This is a genomic window from Flintibacter sp. (assembly GCF_046973065.1).
In genome coordinates this window covers 14,848-31,678 of sequence record NZ_JBKVXZ010000040.1, presented here as the reverse complement: position 1 = coordinate 31,678, position 16,831 = coordinate 14,848, and the positions used below count along the sequence as shown (strand labels likewise).

The window sequence follows — 16,831 nt, the reverse complement described above, 5'->3', positions numbered from 1 at the left end:
CTTCTGTCCAGCGCTGTTGTTCCAGCAGAGCGGAGAACCAGTTCGCTGTAATGATGCTTTTAGAATGCTTGCTGAGTGCCCAGGGACGCCAGCGATCCAATCCCTGTTTCAAATTCTCAAGATTATGGTCGCGTTGATACGCCACCACATAGGGGTTCAATTTCTTTGCCAGCCAGCGTTCATATTTGCAATATGCGAAAAAGCATAGAGCCAGTAGCACAAGGAACACTACAACAGCAATCCACATAGTCTCGTAAGAAAAAAAGTGATCATATATCAGGCACGCAGCTCCGGAGAGAGCCGCAATGCTGAAAATTGGCCATGGATTTCTCATTGTAACTAACCTCCCGTGCGAAAGATGCTTAATATTTTTATCTCACCATTATTGGCTGTAATCGGGAACAAAGTTTTCAAGAGTATTTGTTGGATAATAGCATATACATACTTACTTGATAGAAAAGGCATGAGAAGGGTGATGATATGTTCTTCCTTTGAGATGTGAGTAGATTATAGCATTTGAGTAACTTTCCGTCATCTGCTTTTTGCAGTTTTAATAGTAAAATGTCATATAGGGTGAATGGTATGAAAAATGAAGCTCAAATCAGAGTGATTTATTTATGGAAATATTTATATTCTCATACAGATGATTCCCATCCTGTCTCTGTTCAAGATATCCTTAAACATTGGAGCAGCCTAGGAATTGAGGCAAGCCGGAAAAGTGTTTATCATGATATAGATATCCTTATCGCCCTTGGGGTAGATATTGTGTGTGTTAGGAGCACACAAAACCATTATTTTATTGGTAATCGTCTTTTTGAACTTCCGGAGTTAAAACTGCTGGTAGATGCTGTAGAGTCCTCACGGTTTATCACATCCAAAAAGAGCGGGGACCTGATACGAAAACTGGGGCAACTCACAAGCAGCGCCCAGGCGGAACAGCTGGATAGGCACATTTATATGGATGGGATGCCGAAACCAAGTAATGAGGCAATTTATTACATTGTAGATACAATTCAATCCTCGATCCAATCGAATCAGCAAATCAGTTTTCAGTATTATGAGTATCTCCCCACCAAAGAGAAAGTGTTGAAACACCAAGGGTATCGCTATCAGTTCACTCCTTACGCCCTGATCTGGAATCGGGATCATTATTATGTGGTGGGATGGTCAGAAAAACATATGAAACTTTCTCAGTTCCGGGTGGACCGTATGACGTCGGTGGAGATGATGGATCAGCCAGGCCACCAGCTCCTTGGTTTTGAGCCGGCAGAGTATGTGCAAAAGGTTTTTGGGATGTACCCGGACGACCTCCAAATGGTAACACTTTTTTGCGAAAATGATGTGATGCGGAGCATAATAGACCGCTTTGGTGAAGGCGTTCGCACAGAGGTAGTGGATGATGACCACTTCCAAGCCATTGTAGAGGTAGCCCCCAGCCCTCCTTTCTTTGGATGGATATTTACTTTCGCAGGAAAAATTCGTATTTTGGAACCAGATAACGTGCGGGAGGAAATGCGGCAGATGGCCAGTTGGTTGTGAAAACAGGAGGTGTCCCTGTTTGGGGACACCTCCTGTTCTATATCTTGATTATCAAACATTTGTTTGGTATACTTTGAGCAGACGTTCCCCAGACAGAGAACACTCGAAGTGGAGGTGGAAAAATGGAACAGACCTTTGGAGGCTTTGTACGCCAGAGGCGTTCCTCTATGGGCATTACCCTAAGAGGGCTGGCTGCCAGAGGTAGTGTCAAGGAATTTTCGCAAAATGGTTTGCAGGCCCTGGCATGAGAGAAGTCAGCCAGCAATGGAGGCGTCCTCAAGGGCAGCCTCCAGGTGCTTCATGTTCATGTACTTCTTGTTGCCCCACTGGGTGCCGGCCACATGGCGCAGCCGGGCGCAGACCAGCATGAGGGCGGAGTTGCCGTCTGGGAAACTGCCCACTACACGAGTGCGGCGGCGGATCTCCCGGTTGAGCCGTTCAATGACGTTATTGGTACGGATGCGAGTCCAGTGTTCGCTGGGAAAATCGCAGTAAGTCAGCGTTTCCTCAATGCCATCCTCCACCTTCTTGGCGGCCTCTTTCAACTTCATAGAGCGCAGTTGCTCCACCACGGCTTTGGCTTTCTCCCGGGCAGCTTTCTTGCTCTCCTGAGCATGGATCGCTTTGAGCATCTTTGCCACCAGCTTCACCTTGGAGCGAGGCGTTACGGAGAACACATTGCGGTAGAAGTGCACAGTACACCGCTGGTACTTGGCCTCTGGGAATACTTCTCCCACAGCTTCCAGCATACCAAGGCATTTGTCTCCAACCACCAGTTTAACCCCGTCCAGGCCGCGGCCGCGCAGCCACTGGAAGAAGCTGACCCAGCTGGACTTGTCCTCTTTCATCCCCTCGGCGGCACCAAGAACCTCACGGTATCCGTCCTCATTCACTGCAATCGCCACCAGAATGGCCACATTTTCAAACTCTCCGCCCCAATTTCGGCGCAGGTAGATCCCATCCACATAGACATACGGATAGCGCCCGCCTTGCAGAGGGCGGTTCCGCCAGTCTTCAATGTGGACATACGCTTTCTTGTTCAGCTCACTGATGGTGGCCGGAGACACCTTGCTGCCCCACAGAGCCTCAGTAATATCCTCCACACGTCGGACGGATACGCCTGCCAGGTACATCTCAATGAGAGCTTCTTCTACACTGCTCTCCCGGCGGCGATACCGCTCAATGATGGCGGTCTCAAAGGAGATCCCCTTGAGCTTGGGCACCTTCAGGGTAACGTCCCCGGATGTAGTGGTGAGATTCCGGTTGTAGTGGCCGCTCCGGTACCCCTGGCGCTGCTCATTACGCTCGTACCGGGCAGCCTGGGTCAGCTTCTCTGCCTCGGCCTCCAGCAGCTTGTTGAGTGTCTCCTCTACGCTGCCACGCACAAGTTCCTTGAGCTGCCCCTTGATTACTTCCTCATTCAGCTGTACAATCTTTTCAGGCATGGTTTGCTCGCTCCTTTCAGAATGGTGTGTCGCGACTTCATTCTACCAGAGGGCTGCAAACCATGTCTTCTTTTGTTTGCTTTTCAATTTGCGAAAATTATTGTACCTTATCCTGCCAGATTGGGCCTATCCCCGGTGTATATGAGCAATATTGAAACAGATCGAAAACCGGCTCCGACACAGGAGTATCTGGAGAAGTTGGCACAGGAGTTACATTTGAATGTGGATGAGCGGAGGTATCTGCTGGATCTGGCTGCAAAGTCCAAGGAACAGTGTGTATCGGCAGACCTTCCGGAGTATATCATGGAGCGGGATATTGTGCGGGCCGCCCTGCGGACAGCCAAGGAAGTCGATGCTACCGATGAGGAGTGGCAAGCATTTATTGACCGCCTCACACAACGGGACAAGGATCAAAAGGGAGGGTAGGGATGGAACGTATCTATTACCGGGATCAGGTGCTGGAAACCATCGCGCGAAAGGTGCTGTGTGCCTATGATACTATCCTCTTTTACGGAGATCCGCAGCCTATCCCTGTAGAGGAGATTATTGAAAGCTATGGTATTTCCCTGGAGTACCAATATCTCCGTAAGAATGGGCGTATCCTGGGGAAGACCATTTTTGATGATGGATTAGAAGCTGTTTATGATCAAGAGCAAGGGATGTATATCCTTTTCCCCGTCAAAGCGGGAACGATTCTTATTGACGCATCCCTCTGCGAGAATGAGGAGACTGCTGGCCGGCTGCGCTTTACCTGTGCTCATGAGTTGGCCCACTGGGTCCTTCACAAGAAACTCTATCAGGGGACTGGAGAAAGTGCGGCTATGACACTTGCTGCTCAGGAGGATGACATGGAGATTCAGGCTAATATCCTTGGTTCCGCTGTTCTCATGCCCATTCCTCAGATAAAGCGGGCCTTTTACCGCCTTCGGGCAGGCCGAGATACGGAAACACTGGTGACAGATATGGCAGCTCTGTTCCGGGTATCCAAACAGGCCATGCGGATCAGATTGAGAAACCACCATTTGATTTAATTTATTTTATCGAAGTGTTCACCAAAAAGAGAACATCTTAGGGAGGAGTCTTAGATGTGCCATACATTTGCCCATCGTTTAGTCTGTCCATGGTGTGAAAAAGGAGAGGTATTATCCAATGCCAGCCAGCAGGTGGTGATCTCCGTCCGCTGTCCCCGTTGTGGCCACGTGTTTCTTGCAGATCTGCTTGGACTGAAAACGGAGAGGGCTGCAGCACAAAAACGAACCATATATAAATCTGCTGACTGACCAGGGACGATATGTCACCACAAGGCCGGAGCAACGCTGATCTGGAAACAGATCGGCTTGCTCCGGCCATTTTACATTTTTTCAAAAAATTTTTTAACCCGGACAAAGGCTTGCCGGATTAACCGTTAGAGTATGAGCAAGGAAGTGAAGGAAGGGGGGACAAGGGCGTGGACGCTGTGGAGCGGCGACAACAGATATTGGAGCTGCTCTGCCAGCGTCGGAAGGACACCATGCAGAATTTAGCAGCTGAACTTGGTGTCTCAGAGCGGACCATCCGCCGGGATGTTGAGATCCTCACACGGTCCTATCCCCTGGAGACAGTCTGCGGCCGCTATGGCGGCGGGGTCCGAGTGGCGGATTGGTATCACCTGGACCGCCAGCGGATGTCTCCCAGGCAGACGGCTCTGCTCCGCCGATTGGCGGCTGACCTTCGAGGTGAAGACCTGGAGGTCATGGAGCAGATCCTCTTGAAATTCGCCTCCTGACGGAGCCTGACAGGCTCCTTTGTTCCTTGAAAAGTTCATACCAGCAGCGCGGAACACCACACAGACACCAGATCCGATGTGCGCCAAGACCTGGAGGCCCCTGCGGGGCCTCGGCGAGCGATACCACAGCGGATCGGACGGCCCCGGCAAGGCCGTTTTCTCATTCCCTGGACTGAAAGCAGTAGAGGTCCCCGGAATGTGTTTGTGAAGGTCTGCCAAACCTTTTCCGTGCTGTTCCTAACTCACCGGGGGGCGAGCTGCAAATGCGGTGAGACGATTAGTAACCAAACAAATGATATGAGGATTTGAATGATGGAAAAATATAATTACAGGAAAGACCCTCACCAAGATATCGACCATGTCTTCCGGGACTTGCTCCCGGCTCACGGGATGGTGGAGCGTCCGGCACAGGTGGAACTGAGCCATCAGATGCTGGACACCATGCTGAATGGTAGCATTGCCCTGTGCGATGCCGGGACAGGCATTGGAAAAACATACGCCTATCTGGTAGCAGGGGTAGTGTTTCGGCGATACCGGTCACGTGCCGGCCTGCCGAACCAGCCCCTGCTGATCTCGACCTCCAGCATCGCGCTCCAGGGTGCGATCATCCGCGATTACCTTCCATTCCTCTCCAAAGTTATGATGGCTGATGGTATGTTGGACAGTCCGCTCCGAGCAGTGCTGCGGAAAGGAAAATCCCACTATGTCTGTGATGCCCGCCTGATGAAGCGGCTCCAGACAGCGAACCTGGATCGGAAGAATCCGCTGGCAAAAGCGGCGCTCCTCTCCATGAGAGACCATTTGGACCTGGACATGGCCCCTCATCTCAGCGGATATGACCGTGAACGGATCTGTGTTCCTCCAACGTGTGACTGCGGCAAGACTGAATGCCGCTATCTCTGCTATCTGGATGTGTGTGCCTCAGAGAGATATGCCATCCAGGTTTGTAATCACAACCTCCTTCTGGCCGACGCCATTCACCGAGGGAGTGGGAAACGTCCCGTTCTGCCGGATAGCTGCGCCATCGTAATGGATGAGGCCCACAAACTGACGGAGACTGCTCGACAGATGTTCGGCATTACATTGGAAGCGGGAGAACTGCATACTCTATGCAGAAAACTGCGGAGGGAACAGTTCCTGCTGGCGGCGGAGACCTTGGAGGACACAGCAGGGCTTCTGCTGTCTGAGATGGCTAAGCCCTGGAGCGGAGACAGCTCCTTTTCTCATTTCAGCATCCCTCTGGATGGGGTGGAACGTACCTTGTCGGTGATCCACCGACAGATCCGGCGGATGCTGACTGCCGGCACCAGGATGGAACTGGAGCGAGTGCTGGATAAAACAAAGCTGTTTTGCCTGCACCAGCCGGACATGGTGTATTATACCGCTGAGGACGAGACTGGCGGTTCCATGCTGTGTGCCTCTGCTACGGATCTTACAGCACAGCTCCGGCAGACGCTATGGCAGCAGGACCGGCCCATGATACTGGCTTCCGGCACGCTGGCAGTGGGCAGCAACTTCCGGCGTTTCAAAGAGGAAACTGGCCTGCTGGCCGAGGGGAGAGTGCGGGAGCATATCGCACCCTCTCCCTTCGACTACCAGCGGAACTGTCTGCTGTACCTGCCCCAAATACCGCCCAGCCAGGCCGACAGCGATTACTATGACGACCTTGCAGAACAGATCGTCAAGCTGTTGGACGCAGCTAACGGCCACGCCCTGGGGCTGTTTACCTCCTACGCGGCCATGTCCGCTGTGCGTGAACGGCTGAAACAGCGGGACTTGCCCTATCCCATGTTGACTCTGGGCCGGAACGGCGGACACACGATGTCGGAGTTTATGGCTCACCCAGGCAGTGTTCTGCTGGCTGCTGGAGCGGCGTGGGAAGGTTTTGATTTTCCTGGAGACTGCGTATCTCTGCTCATCCTCCCCAGGCTGCCGTTCCCGATGCCGGACGCAGTGAAGGAACAGGAGCGGATGAAACACGCCACGCTTCACGATTTTCTCCGGGCCGTGGTGGTGCCAGAGATGCAGATCAAACTGCGTCAGGGATTCGGGCGGGCGATCCGCACTGAGACAGATACCTGTGTGGTCGCTATCCTGGATGAACGTGCCGGGAAGGATCGGCGCTATTTCCGGGACGTGCTGACTGCTTTGCCGGAAGTGCCGGTCACCCACAGTCTGAAGGATGTGGAGCGATTCATACGGGCTGTGAAGCCGGAAGGCTACTTCCTGGAGGGCGCGGCATGAGCAACATCAAAACAGAACTGCAATACCGGATCGCCCTGGGTATCCTGGGACAGATGTGTTCAGCTGGCCTTGTCAACGGCCAGGAGGCAGAGACCATCCGGCGGCTGGCAGCAGAGAAATACCGCCCGGAAACTGTTCGGGGATTGTAATGGATATTCCCGCCCAAGTGTGGTAGTGTTGGCGTTGCCCAAACAGGCAGAAAGGAGTCAGCACGATGGAATACGCATTTTACGCCGAGCAGACGTACCTGCTGAAAGAAGGATGTGTCCGGGCCAGAGTGCTGCCTGCCCAGGAGGCGGAAGCACTTGGATATGAGGACGGTTATACGGTCCAGAAGCCGGAGGGCAAAGTGTATGTGGACGGCTTCGACAGCGAGGCTGCAGCCAGATACCATCTGGAGGGCCTGACAGACTGCCGGATCATGAATTGAGAGGAGTTGAGACGATGGCAGCGAACGTGACCTATATCCCGCCCAAGGCGGCAAACCCGGAGGCCCTGCGGGTAGCTGCGTACTGCCGCGTCAGCTCCGATTCCAGTGACCAGCTCCACTCCTACGCCACCCAGATCAAGGCGTACACGGAGCAGATCGGCGCCCATACAGATTGGGAGCTGGTGGATGTGTATGCGGATGAGGGCCTGACCGGGACCCGGATGGATAAACGGGAGGACTTTCAACGCCTGCTGGCCGACTGCCGCAAGGGAAAGGTCGATCGGGTGCTGTGCAAATCCATCTCCCGCTTCGCCCGAAACACCAAGGACTGTCTCGCAGCCCTGAGAGAGCTGTCCGCCCTGGGTGTGACCGTCTACTTTGAAAAAGAGAATATCGACACCGGGACGCTCACCAGCGAATTGATGGTGAGCGTCTCTGGCGCTCTGGCCCAGCAGGAGTCCATCTCCATCTCTCAAAATCTAAAAATCGCTTGGCGAAGAATGATGGCTGCCGGCGATTTTGTTACAACGAACCCACCATTCGGTTATGAACTCGTGGATGGCTGTGGGCTAAGGATAAAAGAATCAGAAGCAGACATTGTGCGGTGGATATTTGCCAGCTATCTGGATGGAATCAGCACCCGAGAGATTGCCAAATCGCTGACGGAACGAGGTATTTTAACGACCGAGGGAAATGCGGTGTGGAATCCAAGAAGTGTGCAACTGATTTTGGATAATGAAAAATATAAGGGTGATACGTTTACTTTAAAACGATATACTACAAATCAGTTTCCATTTGCTGTGAAAAGAAATCACGGAGAGGTCGATCAATATTATATTGAGAACTCACACCCAGCCATCATAAATACGGATACCTTTGAGCGGGTTCAAAAGCTGAAGGAACGCCGGACGCGGAAACGGCAATTAGACAAGCAGGATTCACCGCTGAGGGGTAAGATGGCCTGCGGAGTATGCGGAACGGCACTTATGCGGCGAACGACCGGGAAGGGGCTGATCTCCTGGGTCTGTCGCAAGCATGATGAAAGTGCAGCAGATTGTCCAGTGGGCCGGATACCCGAAACGGAAATATACGCCGCCTTTATGCGGATGTATAACAAAATCAGGGCCAACGCAGACATCGTCCTAAAACCGGCCCTGACCCAACTGGACGACCTGGAGCGCGCCCTGCAGCGGGAGAACCCTGCTATGCTGGAGATCAACCAAGCTATCGCCCAGGTTGCCGAGCAGAGCCATAACATTAGCAAACTGCAAACCGCAGGGTTGCTGGATGCAGATGCCTGTGCTGCCAAGCTGAGTTCCATCCAGACAAAGCTCACCCAGCTTCGGAGAGAACGCCGCCGCCTGCTGGAGCATGACGATATTGAGGACGCCATCAGCAGGCTGCATCAGACGGCGGACACCATAAAATTCGGGCCGGAACAGCTGGATACCTTTGATGAAAGTTTGTTCGAAGAATTGGTGGAACGGATCATTGCAGAGTCGCAGACCTGCATCCGATTCCGGCTCTGGGGTGGCGTGGAGCTGACGGAGGAAGTTAGGAGGGCAAAACGATGAGCAAGCGGAAACTGCTTTACGGATACCAGATCCAAAATGGGGAGCTGACGGTGGTAAAAGCAGAGGCTGCTGTGGTGGCTCGTGTAGCTTCCCTTTATCTAGAGGGCCTGTCCTATCAGAAACTGGCCGACCTGCTGAATCAGGAACACATTCCGTTCAGCAAAGAAGTACCAGTATGGGATAAGCACAAAGTAAAGCGTCTCTTGGAGAACCCCCGCTACACAGGGCAGAACGGCTACCCAGGTATTCTGGACACGGAGACATTTCAATGCGTCCAAAGCCGCATCCAGGAGAAAACAGCGAAACAGACACCAAAAGCGGAACGCCAGATTCTCAAGCTGTCGGATCGCCTACACTGTGGCTCCTGCGGCTCCACGCTGTACCGAATGGGTGGCAAGAACCACAGGAAAGACACGTTGTACTTGAAGTGTGCTCACTGCGGCATCAGCATCACCATACAGGACGAGATCCTGTTGGAGGAAGTCATACACCAAATGGAAGAATGGGATAGGCCGGAGCAGACTTCCTATCAGCCTTCTGGAGAGGTCATTCGCCTGACCAATGCGATCAACCGGGGACTGGAGCACCCTGACGATCCCCAGGAAGTCATCTCCCTGATCTTACAAGGGGCTGCAGCGAGGTATGCCTGCTGCCCTGACACGCAGGAACATATAAACCGCCCGCTGGATGTGTGCTGGGAGCACATCCGGCTGGCGGTTTCTCATATCAACATATCGGAAGAAAATACGGTGAAAGTCACCTTCCAACAGGAACACCGGGAAAGGACAGAACATGGAACAGACAGCACAGAGGCAGGTACGGATCATACCGGCAACGAAAAATGTTAACGCTCCGCTGAAGGGGGCACAGAAGCACCAGAGGGTGGCAGCCTACTGCCGGGTATCCACTGACAGCGAGGAGCAGATCACCAGCTACGAGGCACAGAAAGCCTACTACACCCAGAAAATCGAGGAGAATCCAGACTGGGAGCTGGCCGGCATCTTTGCTGACAAAGGACTCTCGGGAACCAGCATGAAAAAGCGGGAAAACTTCAATAAGATGATAGCCGCCTGTAAAAAAGGAAAGATCGACACCATCCTTACCAAGTCCCTATCCCGCTTCGCACGAAATACAGTGGACTGTCTGGAGACGGTGCGGATGCTGAAAGCCAACGGCATTGGGGTCATCTTTGAAAAAGAGAACATCAACACCCTCACCGAGTCCAGCGAATTCCTCATCACCCTGTTCAGTGGTTTCGCCCAGGCAGAGAGTGAGTCTCTCAGCAAAAATATCATCTGGGGCAAAGAGGAGAGTAAAAAGGCAGGTAAGGTGCCCTTCCAGTATAAGAAACTGCTGGGTTACCGGAAGGGTCCAGATGGAAAGCCGGAGATTGACCCGCAGGAGGCAGAGACGGTGCGGCGCATCTATCGGAGGTACCTGGATGGATGCAGTCTGTCCCAGATCCAGCAGGAGTTGGAGGCAGATCGGGTCCCCACTGCCCAGGCCATCCAGCGATGGTCGTATCAGGTGATCCGCAACATCCTCACCAATGAGCGGTACATCGGGGATGCCATGCTGGGTAAGACCTTCACCACCGACTGCATCAGTAAGCGGGTGAAAAAGAACAACGGAGAACGGGGACAGAGCTATGTAAGAAATAATCACCCTGCCATCATCCCCAGAGAAATGTTTTACCGGGTACAGGAGGAGATGGCCCGCCGTTCCAGTAAGCGGAAAGTGATGCAAAAAACCGGTAAAACGGAGTTGGGAAAATACTCCGCTAAGTATGCACTTTCTGAACTGCTGGTGTGCGGGGAGTGCGGAACACCCTATAAGCGGGTGACCTGGGCCAGAAACGGGAAAAAGCGGATCGTTTGGCGGTGCATCTCCCGGCTGGAATTTGGAACGAAATACTGCCATAACTCCCCCACGCTGGACGAAGAAAAACTGCATCAGGCCATCCAGGAGGCCATCAACGAGTTTGTCCAGGCTGGAACGGAAGTGAAGGAGGATATGCTGACATTCACTGCAATGGCCTGGGGAGGCAATACCGTTGGTGGAGTCAGTCTCATCGATCTGCGTCAGAAACTGAAGGACATCACCGACCAACAAGCACTGCTGCTGGATCAGGTGCTGGAACACATGGATGATGAGATCCTCAATGCCCGGCTCAAGGCAATGATGGACGAAAAACAGGCCCTCCAGGAGCGGATTGCAGATGCGGAACAGAGTGAGACCCACAATGCAGCCCAGGAATCCCGGATGGCGGAACTGCGGGAGTGGATGGCGAAACTGGAGGTCAACCAACAGTACAGCGATGAACAAGTACGCATGGCGGTGGAACGGATCACAGTGGTGGACGCTGAGACCATCCGAATCCGCTTTCGGTATCCAGGGGCGGAACTGGAGAAAAAACTGTGATATAATTAGAAAAAGGAGACAAATAGAATGGAACTTTACATCACAGGAGATACCCACGGAGACTTTAGCCATTTTCGGCCTGAGAGCTTTTATGAGCAAGAGAGACTAACCAAAGAAGATGTCATCCTGATTGCCGGGGACTTCGGCGGCGTGTGGTACGGCGACAGCCGAGATGACGCAGGCTTGAACTTCCTGGATTCCAGGCCATTCACCACGGCCTTCGTGTCCGGCAACCATGAAAACTATGACGCCTTGGCTGCCTACCCCCAGGCGGAGTGGCACGGCGGCAGGGTGTGAACGATCCGACCCTCAGTGCTGATGCTGGAGCGTGGGCAGGTGTTCGATCTGGGCGGGAGGATGTTCTTTGCGATGGGCGGCGCCAGCAGCCACGATATCCAGGACGGCATCCTGGAGCCGGACGCGCCGGACTTCCTGCGGCGGTTCCAGCAGCTCAACGCCCAGGGCGCAGCTTTCCGGGTCAACCACCGCTCCTGGTGGCGGGAGGAGTTGCCCAATGAAGCGGAGTATGCCGAGGCCAGGGCCAATCTCGACCGGGCCGGGTGGACGGTGGACTACATCCTCACCCACTGCGGTCCCACCAGCATCCAGAACGATCTGCTGGGACCACTGTCCAAACCAGATGCCCTCACTGACTTTCTGGAGGAGATCGGCCAGCGGTGCCGGTTCAAGTATCACTTCTTTGGCCACTATCATGGAAATAAGATAATCCGAAAAAAATACGTGTTACTGTACGAGCAGATCATACGGTTGAAGTAAAAGGAAACGGGTGATGACACATCACCCGTTTCCTTTTACTTTAATTGGCTTTTTAATAAGAGCCATTGACTAAAAAAGCATTGCCTGTTATAATACATATAAAGAAATAGGTCATCCCCTTTAATCATTGGTCGGGGGTTCGGAAGTCAGACTTGGATTTTTGAAAAATTTTCATAGAAATGCCGCAAAGCCTTGTGGCGCAATGCTTTGCGAATGTATCTTTTTTATCAACACATGACAAAGTAGACAAAACCTGCGTGTAACCATAGTTATACGCAGGTTTTGCTTTTTGTTGGTAAAACCAACCAAAAATTAATTCTGATAACTGGGCACAATTACATATATGAGATAGGCAAGCAGGTTTGAAGAGTTAGACGCTCCTTCAAACCTGCTTTTATTGATGTTTAAGAAAGTGAGGCAGCTATGAAACTTCCGTATGGCTATGTTTTGAGCGAAGGAGAAATCGCAGTACATGAAGAAAAGGCGGATGTGGTCCGCAGCATCTTTGACGCTTATCTCGCCGGAGCCAGCTTAGGAAAAATCGTTGATATGCTCTTCGCAAAAGGCATCCTCTCTCCGACAGGAAAAACAAAATGGACCAGGGCGGCCGTGGATAAACTTCTGACGAATAAAAAATATATCCCATTGGTTGGCGTTAGGGTATACATGGACGCACAGTTTGAGAGGGCCCAGCGCTGCAACATAGATTACGATAAGGCTGGGCATCCACGCAAGGCAGTCAGGTATCGGTCTCCAGTTTTTGAGACAAAATGAGACTATGCAGCCCCCATTTCTCTTGTTATACTGGTAAAAAAGGAGAATGGGTCATGAACGAGAACGAACTACGTGAGAGCTACATACGCCTGGCATTTCAATATGAGTCTGCCATTGACGCACTTCTGACAAAAGGATTGATCGATATGGAAGCGGCCAGCGCAGCAAAAGAGAAATTTTATTATACGCTGAATGAGGAGCGGTTACGGGCCACGCAAGAAATCAGGGACTATCATGAGACTATCAGCCTGTATATGCGGATGCTGGCCCATGATGGAATGGTTTCGCTAACGGAATTGGCAAAACAGTATTCTGATGAGTCACCGGGTTATGTAATCCAAAGCTGGATGCGCAGTTGGAACACATTGGAGTTTCTCCGTCAGTGGGAATTGGAGCAGAATGCAGAGTTCGATGACCAGGCTTGCGAAGCGCTAATCCACCAAGGGCACACTACATCGCTTACCATTACGCCGACTTTGTGGGTACGAAGGACTCATGCAGTTGGACTCTATGTAAAACAAGGAAAAGGCGGAGGAGTGAGCGCTTATCCGGAAATTGCAGCGGATTTCCGGTTGTGGCTCGATCCAAAGGAGCAGTTGACGCTGATTCGGTCAGTACGATAGAGACAATCGGTGGGATTATCACATGTATCAAAAAATAAAGTGGCATGTTAAAATTTAGGACAGCAGTCAAATCGATTGAAGAACTATGGCTACATTAGATTTTTCTTATCATGTTCGGAGGAAGGAAAATATCTGCTCAGGAAAGGCCTTTGACTATAACATTGTAGAGAGAAAAATTATTATATTTGTTGTTTTTTTCTTCAATAGGATTTATACTTGGATAGAATAGCTAGGATGAAGAAGATAGTGGGAGGTGTCAAATGGAACCATTGATTTCAAAATTAAGCATTTCAATGTTTAGAGGGATTAGAGCGTTAGATCTTGATCACCTCTCACGTATCAACGTGTTAATTGGAGCCAATAACAGTGGGAAAACTAGCATCTTAGAAGCAATTAGGCTTATGTCTCAACCCTATAACATTGGTACTTTAATGCAAGTTGCCTTTCTTCGGACTCCTGTCACAATGCGTAAAACAAAGTCGGTCGAATACTTTTCCTCGATTTTTGTAAAAGAAACAGAAACTGATGGAAAATCCCATTACTCCTTAGCCTTTGAGACGGTGATAGATAATATATCATATAAATATGAGGCGGGTGGAGATATAGGAGAATTAACCGATAGTGCTGGTGGATCGGATAAAATTTTTTCGTTAACAATTAAAGTTATACAAGAAGATAAAAAGCCGGTATATATCAGTCATAATATAAAAAATAGCATTATTGAGAGTTTCGAGTCTTCATCAGAACCATTATTTCATGGCACATACCTTCATTCTGGTGTTTCGTATTATAGGAGTTGTATTAAACTTCTGTCTGATTCTATTATAAATGAGCAGAAAAAAGAAATTTTGGACATCATTCGGTCGTTTGATCCTAATGTAGAAGATATTAGTATTGTTGGTGAAGATATTTATCTCCATAATGCTATTTCTGGCACCTTGCCTCTATTTTCTTATGGTGCTGGTCTACAAAAAGCGGTGTTATTAACGGCCTTACTTGCAGGCAATCAAAATGGAATCTTATTGATCGACGAAATTGATAATGCCATTAATATATCGGCTTTTCAAGAGATTTTTTCTTGGTTCATAAATGCGTGTAGGCGTTTTAATATTCAAGCATTTGTAACTACTCACAGCGCCGAAGCCATAGATGCAATATTGGAAAACTGTTGCGTTGAGACTATGGATGATATACGAATTATTACTCTAAGAAAAGAAGCAAATGAACATAAAACTATGGCTATAGTTCGGACTGGTAAAGAGGCCATCAGAGATCGATCCGAGTTTGAGATGGAGCTACGAGTATGAGATCTATTATACTTTGTGAGGGCAAAGATGATCTTTGGTTTATCGCTTATTTTCTCCATAAAACTGATGGATGGGTAATAGATAAAGACTTTAAGAAAACTTGGCCTTATTATAAAATTAAACCCAAAGATCACACTCAAGATGTTCAGTATATTACTAGTGATGCTAATCACACCCGTGATTATGCTTCTATATGGGCAGTTGGCGGTCAGGATCGAATGCAGGATGCTATAAATGATATTCTCCACATTAACTCCAGTTATCCCCACAGTATGATTGAATCTATCGTAATCATCAAGGATTGTGACGCTCGCAAGCACGATGATGTCGTCAATGAGCTAGCGACTTGGTTTTCCGACACTATCACATTAGAAAATCATAAAATTTGCAAATATACGATATCAGCTAACGGACAGCAGATTGCGATGCAGATTATGCCTATCGTTATTCCTTTTGATAGTGAAGGTGCAATTGAAACTGTATTACTGCATGCTTTAGCAGAACATGGAGCACAAGAAAGCTTTATCGCTGCACAAGCCAGTAAATATGTGCATGATTTGATTGCTTCGGAAAAATTAAGCAACTATTTGACACATAACCGACAAATTACTAAGGCAGAGTATTCAGCGGCTATTGCAATTACTAACCCAGACCACTCTACTGAATTATTTAAAGGTTTAGTCATGGCTTGTCCTTGGGAAGAAACTAAAGCGATCGCTACACATTATGGTTGCATTTCCACGGCAATAGCCTCTTGCCAATAATTATTCATCGTTGAGAATTCATTAATCAAATAACGAATAGGTGTTTGGCTAACTGTACGTATTTTGCTAATCTAAATGCGTCTCATCCTTTTGATGCCTTGCTATATCGTGGAGACAACGGCATCTAAAGTGTTAAGCAAAGACATAAAAATAACCACACCTAATGGTGTGGTTATTTTTATGGAATCCTGGGGAATTTAACATGCTCGGGGCAAATGGTTCTTTCTCTGCCAAGGTTTTCTTCTGCAGCAAAACGCTCGCACTGCGCAAAAGCGCCGCCCTACTGTGCGGGGCCCCGTTCCGGGCTGCATCTTTTTTATCAACACATGACAGAATATCAAAACGCTATAGATGCCGTAGGCTGAACGCCTACGGCATCAAGCGTTTCCGGGCTTTTTTTGCTCGAAAATTTACCGATTATTCCATAGATGCCAAACGGATGATTTCGGCAGGTCATGTAGAATAAGTTTCGCAAAAACAAAAAGCGACATGGTTTGCAGATCTCTGGTAGAATGAAGTCGCGACACCACCATTCGAAAGGAGATAGCAAACCATGTCGGAAAAGATTGTACAGCTAAACGAGGAAGTAATCAAGGGGCAGCTCAAGGAACTTGTACGCGGAAGCGTAGAGGAAACCCTCAACGAACTGCTGGAGGCCGAGGCGGAGAAGCTAACCCAGGCGGCCCGGTACGAGCGTAACGAGCAGCGCCAGGGCTACCGCAGCGGCCACTACAACCGTAACCTTACCACCACTTCCGGGAATGTCACTCTCAAGGTACCTAAGCTCAAAGGAATATCCTTTGAAACTGCCATCATTGAACGGTATCGCCGCCGGGAGAGCAGTGTGGAAGAGGCTCTTATTGAAATGTACCTGGCAGGTGTATCCGTCCGGCGTGTGGAGGACATCACCGAGGCCCTGTGGGGCAGCAAGGTCTCTCCCTCCACCATCAGTGAGCTGAATAAGAAAGCGTATGTCCACATTGAAGATTGGCGGAACCGTCCTCTGCAAGGTGGGCGGTATCCGTATGTCTATGTGGATGGGATTTATCTGCGCCGCAACTGGGGCGGAGAATTTGAAAATGTAGCCATTCTTGTGGCAATTGCAGTCAATGAGGACGGATATCGTGAGGTTCTGGGCGCCGCTGAGGGTATGAAGGAGGATATTTCA

At 50.1% G+C, this 16,831-nt stretch carries 17 protein-coding genes and 2 pseudogenes; 17 read left to right on the top strand and 2 right to left on the bottom strand.

Going from position 1 to position 16,831, the window contains the following annotated elements; genetic code table 11:
• Positions 1-334: hypothetical protein (locus ACLTXB_RS13370; protein WP_428227350.1), on the bottom strand; the 334-nt coding region annotated here is incomplete at its 3' end.
• A gap of 248 nt (positions 335-582) precedes the next feature.
• On the opposite strand from ACLTXB_RS13370, the gene ACLTXB_RS13365 reads away from it, so the two are divergent.
• Together ACLTXB_RS13365 and ACLTXB_RS13360 are read left to right on the top strand one after the other, a co-directional pair.
• The gene (locus ACLTXB_RS13365; protein WP_428227349.1) at positions 583-1,539 is read left to right on the top strand and encodes a helix-turn-helix transcriptional regulator; all 957 of its coding nucleotides are present in this window, start codon (positions 583-585) and stop codon (positions 1,537-1,539) included.
• 122 nt (positions 1,540-1,661) lie between these two features.
• Positions 1,662-1,787, top strand: a complete 126-nt coding sequence (locus ACLTXB_RS13360; protein ID WP_428227348.1) for a hypothetical protein — start codon at positions 1,662-1,664, stop codon at positions 1,785-1,787.
• A gap of 6 nt (positions 1,788-1,793) precedes the next feature.
• Here ACLTXB_RS13360 and ACLTXB_RS13355 read toward each other — a convergent pair whose 3' ends face one another.
• Positions 1,794-2,984 carry an IS256 family transposase gene (locus ACLTXB_RS13355; protein ID WP_024725322.1) on the bottom strand — a complete coding sequence of 397 codons (1,191 nt, stop codon included), beginning with the start codon at positions 2,982-2,984 and terminating at the stop codon, positions 1,794-1,796.
• Between the two features lie 141 nt (positions 2,985-3,125).
• On the opposite strand from ACLTXB_RS13355, the gene ACLTXB_RS13350 reads away from it, so the two are divergent.
• From ACLTXB_RS13350 to ACLTXB_RS13280, 15 genes and pseudogenes are all read left to right on the top strand, one after another.
• Positions 3,126-3,410 carry a helix-turn-helix domain-containing protein gene (locus tag ACLTXB_RS13350; RefSeq protein ID WP_428227347.1) on the top strand — a complete coding sequence of 95 codons (285 nt, stop codon included), beginning with the start codon at positions 3,126-3,128 and terminating at the stop codon, positions 3,408-3,410.
• 2 nt (positions 3,411-3,412) lie between these two features.
• Positions 3,413-4,015, top strand: a complete 603-nt coding sequence (locus ACLTXB_RS13345; protein WP_428227346.1) for an ImmA/IrrE family metallo-endopeptidase — start codon at positions 3,413-3,415, stop codon at positions 4,013-4,015.
• 425 nt (positions 4,016-4,440) lie between these two features.
• The gene (locus ACLTXB_RS13340; protein ID WP_428227345.1) at positions 4,441-4,749 is read left to right on the top strand and encodes a DeoR family transcriptional regulator; all 309 of its coding nucleotides are present in this window, start codon (positions 4,441-4,443) and stop codon (positions 4,747-4,749) included.
• Between the two features lie 309 nt (positions 4,750-5,058).
• Positions 5,059-6,993 carry an ATP-dependent DNA helicase gene (locus ACLTXB_RS13335; protein WP_428227344.1) on the top strand — a complete coding sequence of 645 codons (1,935 nt, stop codon included), beginning with the start codon at positions 5,059-5,061 and terminating at the stop codon, positions 6,991-6,993.
• Positions 6,990-7,142 carry an SHOCT domain-containing protein gene (locus tag ACLTXB_RS13330; RefSeq protein WP_428227343.1) on the top strand — a complete coding sequence of 51 codons (153 nt, stop codon included), beginning with the start codon at positions 6,990-6,992 and terminating at the stop codon, positions 7,140-7,142. Before ACLTXB_RS13335 ends, ACLTXB_RS13330 begins: the two co-directional genes overlap by 4 nt.
• Positions 7,143-7,207: 65 nt before the next feature.
• A complete protein-coding gene (locus tag ACLTXB_RS13325; RefSeq protein ID WP_428227342.1) occupies positions 7,208-7,423 on the top strand; it encodes a hypothetical protein in 216 nt (71 codons plus the stop codon).
• Between the two features lie 14 nt (positions 7,424-7,437).
• Positions 7,438-8,997 (top strand): recombinase family protein, encoded by a 1,560-nt coding sequence (locus ACLTXB_RS13320; protein ID WP_428227341.1) that lies wholly within the window; start codon positions 7,438-7,440, stop codon positions 8,995-8,997.
• Positions 8,994-9,845 (top strand): recombinase family protein, encoded by an 852-nt coding sequence (locus ACLTXB_RS13315; RefSeq protein ID WP_347296309.1) that lies wholly within the window; start codon positions 8,994-8,996, stop codon positions 9,843-9,845. Before ACLTXB_RS13320 ends, ACLTXB_RS13315 begins: the two co-directional genes overlap by 4 nt.
• Positions 9,790-11,418, top strand: coding sequence for a recombinase family protein (locus ACLTXB_RS13310; RefSeq protein ID WP_333847277.1), 1,629 nt, complete (start codon positions 9,790-9,792; stop codon positions 11,416-11,418). Before ACLTXB_RS13315 ends, ACLTXB_RS13310 begins: the two co-directional genes overlap by 56 nt.
• A 27-nt stretch (positions 11,419-11,445) precedes the next feature.
• Positions 11,446-12,195 (top strand): annotated as a pseudogene (locus tag ACLTXB_RS13305) (metallophosphoesterase family protein).
• 423 nt (positions 12,196-12,618) lie between these two features.
• The gene (locus tag ACLTXB_RS13300; protein ID WP_428227340.1) at positions 12,619-12,969 is read left to right on the top strand and encodes a recombinase family protein; all 351 of its coding nucleotides are present in this window, start codon (positions 12,619-12,621) and stop codon (positions 12,967-12,969) included.
• A 53-nt stretch (positions 12,970-13,022) separates the two neighbouring features.
• On the top strand, positions 13,023-13,592 hold the full coding sequence (locus tag ACLTXB_RS13295) for a KilA-N domain-containing protein (protein WP_428227339.1): 570 nt from the start codon (positions 13,023-13,025) through the stop codon (positions 13,590-13,592).
• Positions 13,593-13,852: 260 nt separating this feature from the next.
• Complete coding sequence (locus tag ACLTXB_RS13290) at positions 13,853-14,899, top strand: AAA family ATPase (protein ID WP_428227338.1); 1,047 nt, start codon at positions 13,853-13,855, stop codon at positions 14,897-14,899.
• Positions 14,896-15,663, top strand: a complete 768-nt coding sequence (locus ACLTXB_RS13285; protein WP_428227337.1) for a DUF3226 domain-containing protein — start codon at positions 14,896-14,898, stop codon at positions 15,661-15,663. Before ACLTXB_RS13290 ends, ACLTXB_RS13285 begins: the two co-directional genes overlap by 4 nt.
• Before the next feature lie 553 nt (positions 15,664-16,216).
• Positions 16,217-16,825, top strand: a pseudogene (locus ACLTXB_RS13280) (IS256 family transposase); the annotation flags it as partial.
• Between the last annotated feature and the right edge of the window lie 6 nt (positions 16,826-16,831).

Excerpts from the sequence above, each read along its gene's own strand:
- ACLTXB_RS13295 (WP_428227339.1), top strand. The coding sequence starts at position 13,023 with ATGAACGAGAACGAACTACGTGAGAGCTACATACGCCTGGCATTTCAA.
- ACLTXB_RS13320 (WP_428227341.1), top strand. The coding sequence starts at position 7,438 with ATGGCAGCGAACGTGACCTATATCCCGCCCAAGGCGGCAAACCCGGAG.
- ACLTXB_RS13350 (WP_428227347.1), top strand. The coding sequence starts at position 3,126 with ATGAGCAATATTGAAACAGATCGAAAACCGGCTCCGACACAGGAGTAT.
- ACLTXB_RS13360 (WP_428227348.1), top strand. The coding sequence starts at position 1,662 with ATGGAACAGACCTTTGGAGGCTTTGTACGCCAGAGGCGTTCCTCTATG.
- ACLTXB_RS13285 (WP_428227337.1), top strand. The coding sequence starts at position 14,896 with ATGAGATCTATTATACTTTGTGAGGGCAAAGATGATCTTTGGTTTATC.
- ACLTXB_RS13330 (WP_428227343.1), top strand. The coding sequence starts at position 6,990 with ATGAGCAACATCAAAACAGAACTGCAATACCGGATCGCCCTGGGTATC.
- ACLTXB_RS13310 (WP_333847277.1), top strand. The coding sequence starts at position 9,790 with ATGGAACAGACAGCACAGAGGCAGGTACGGATCATACCGGCAACGAAA.
- ACLTXB_RS13345 (WP_428227346.1), top strand. The coding sequence starts at position 3,413 with ATGGAACGTATCTATTACCGGGATCAGGTGCTGGAAACCATCGCGCGA.
- ACLTXB_RS13325 (WP_428227342.1), top strand. The coding sequence starts at position 7,208 with ATGGAATACGCATTTTACGCCGAGCAGACGTACCTGCTGAAAGAAGGA.
- ACLTXB_RS13335 (WP_428227344.1), top strand. The coding sequence starts at position 5,059 with ATGATGGAAAAATATAATTACAGGAAAGACCCTCACCAAGATATCGAC.
- ACLTXB_RS13355 (WP_024725322.1), bottom strand. The coding sequence starts at position 2,984 with ATGCCTGAAAAGATTGTACAGCTGAATGAGGAAGTAATCAAGGGGCAG.
- ACLTXB_RS13365 (WP_428227349.1), top strand. The coding sequence starts at position 583 with ATGAAAAATGAAGCTCAAATCAGAGTGATTTATTTATGGAAATATTTA.
- ACLTXB_RS13300 (WP_428227340.1), top strand. The coding sequence starts at position 12,619 with ATGAAACTTCCGTATGGCTATGTTTTGAGCGAAGGAGAAATCGCAGTA.
- ACLTXB_RS13290 (WP_428227338.1), top strand. The coding sequence starts at position 13,853 with ATGGAACCATTGATTTCAAAATTAAGCATTTCAATGTTTAGAGGGATT.
- ACLTXB_RS13315 (WP_347296309.1), top strand. The coding sequence starts at position 8,994 with ATGAGCAAGCGGAAACTGCTTTACGGATACCAGATCCAAAATGGGGAG.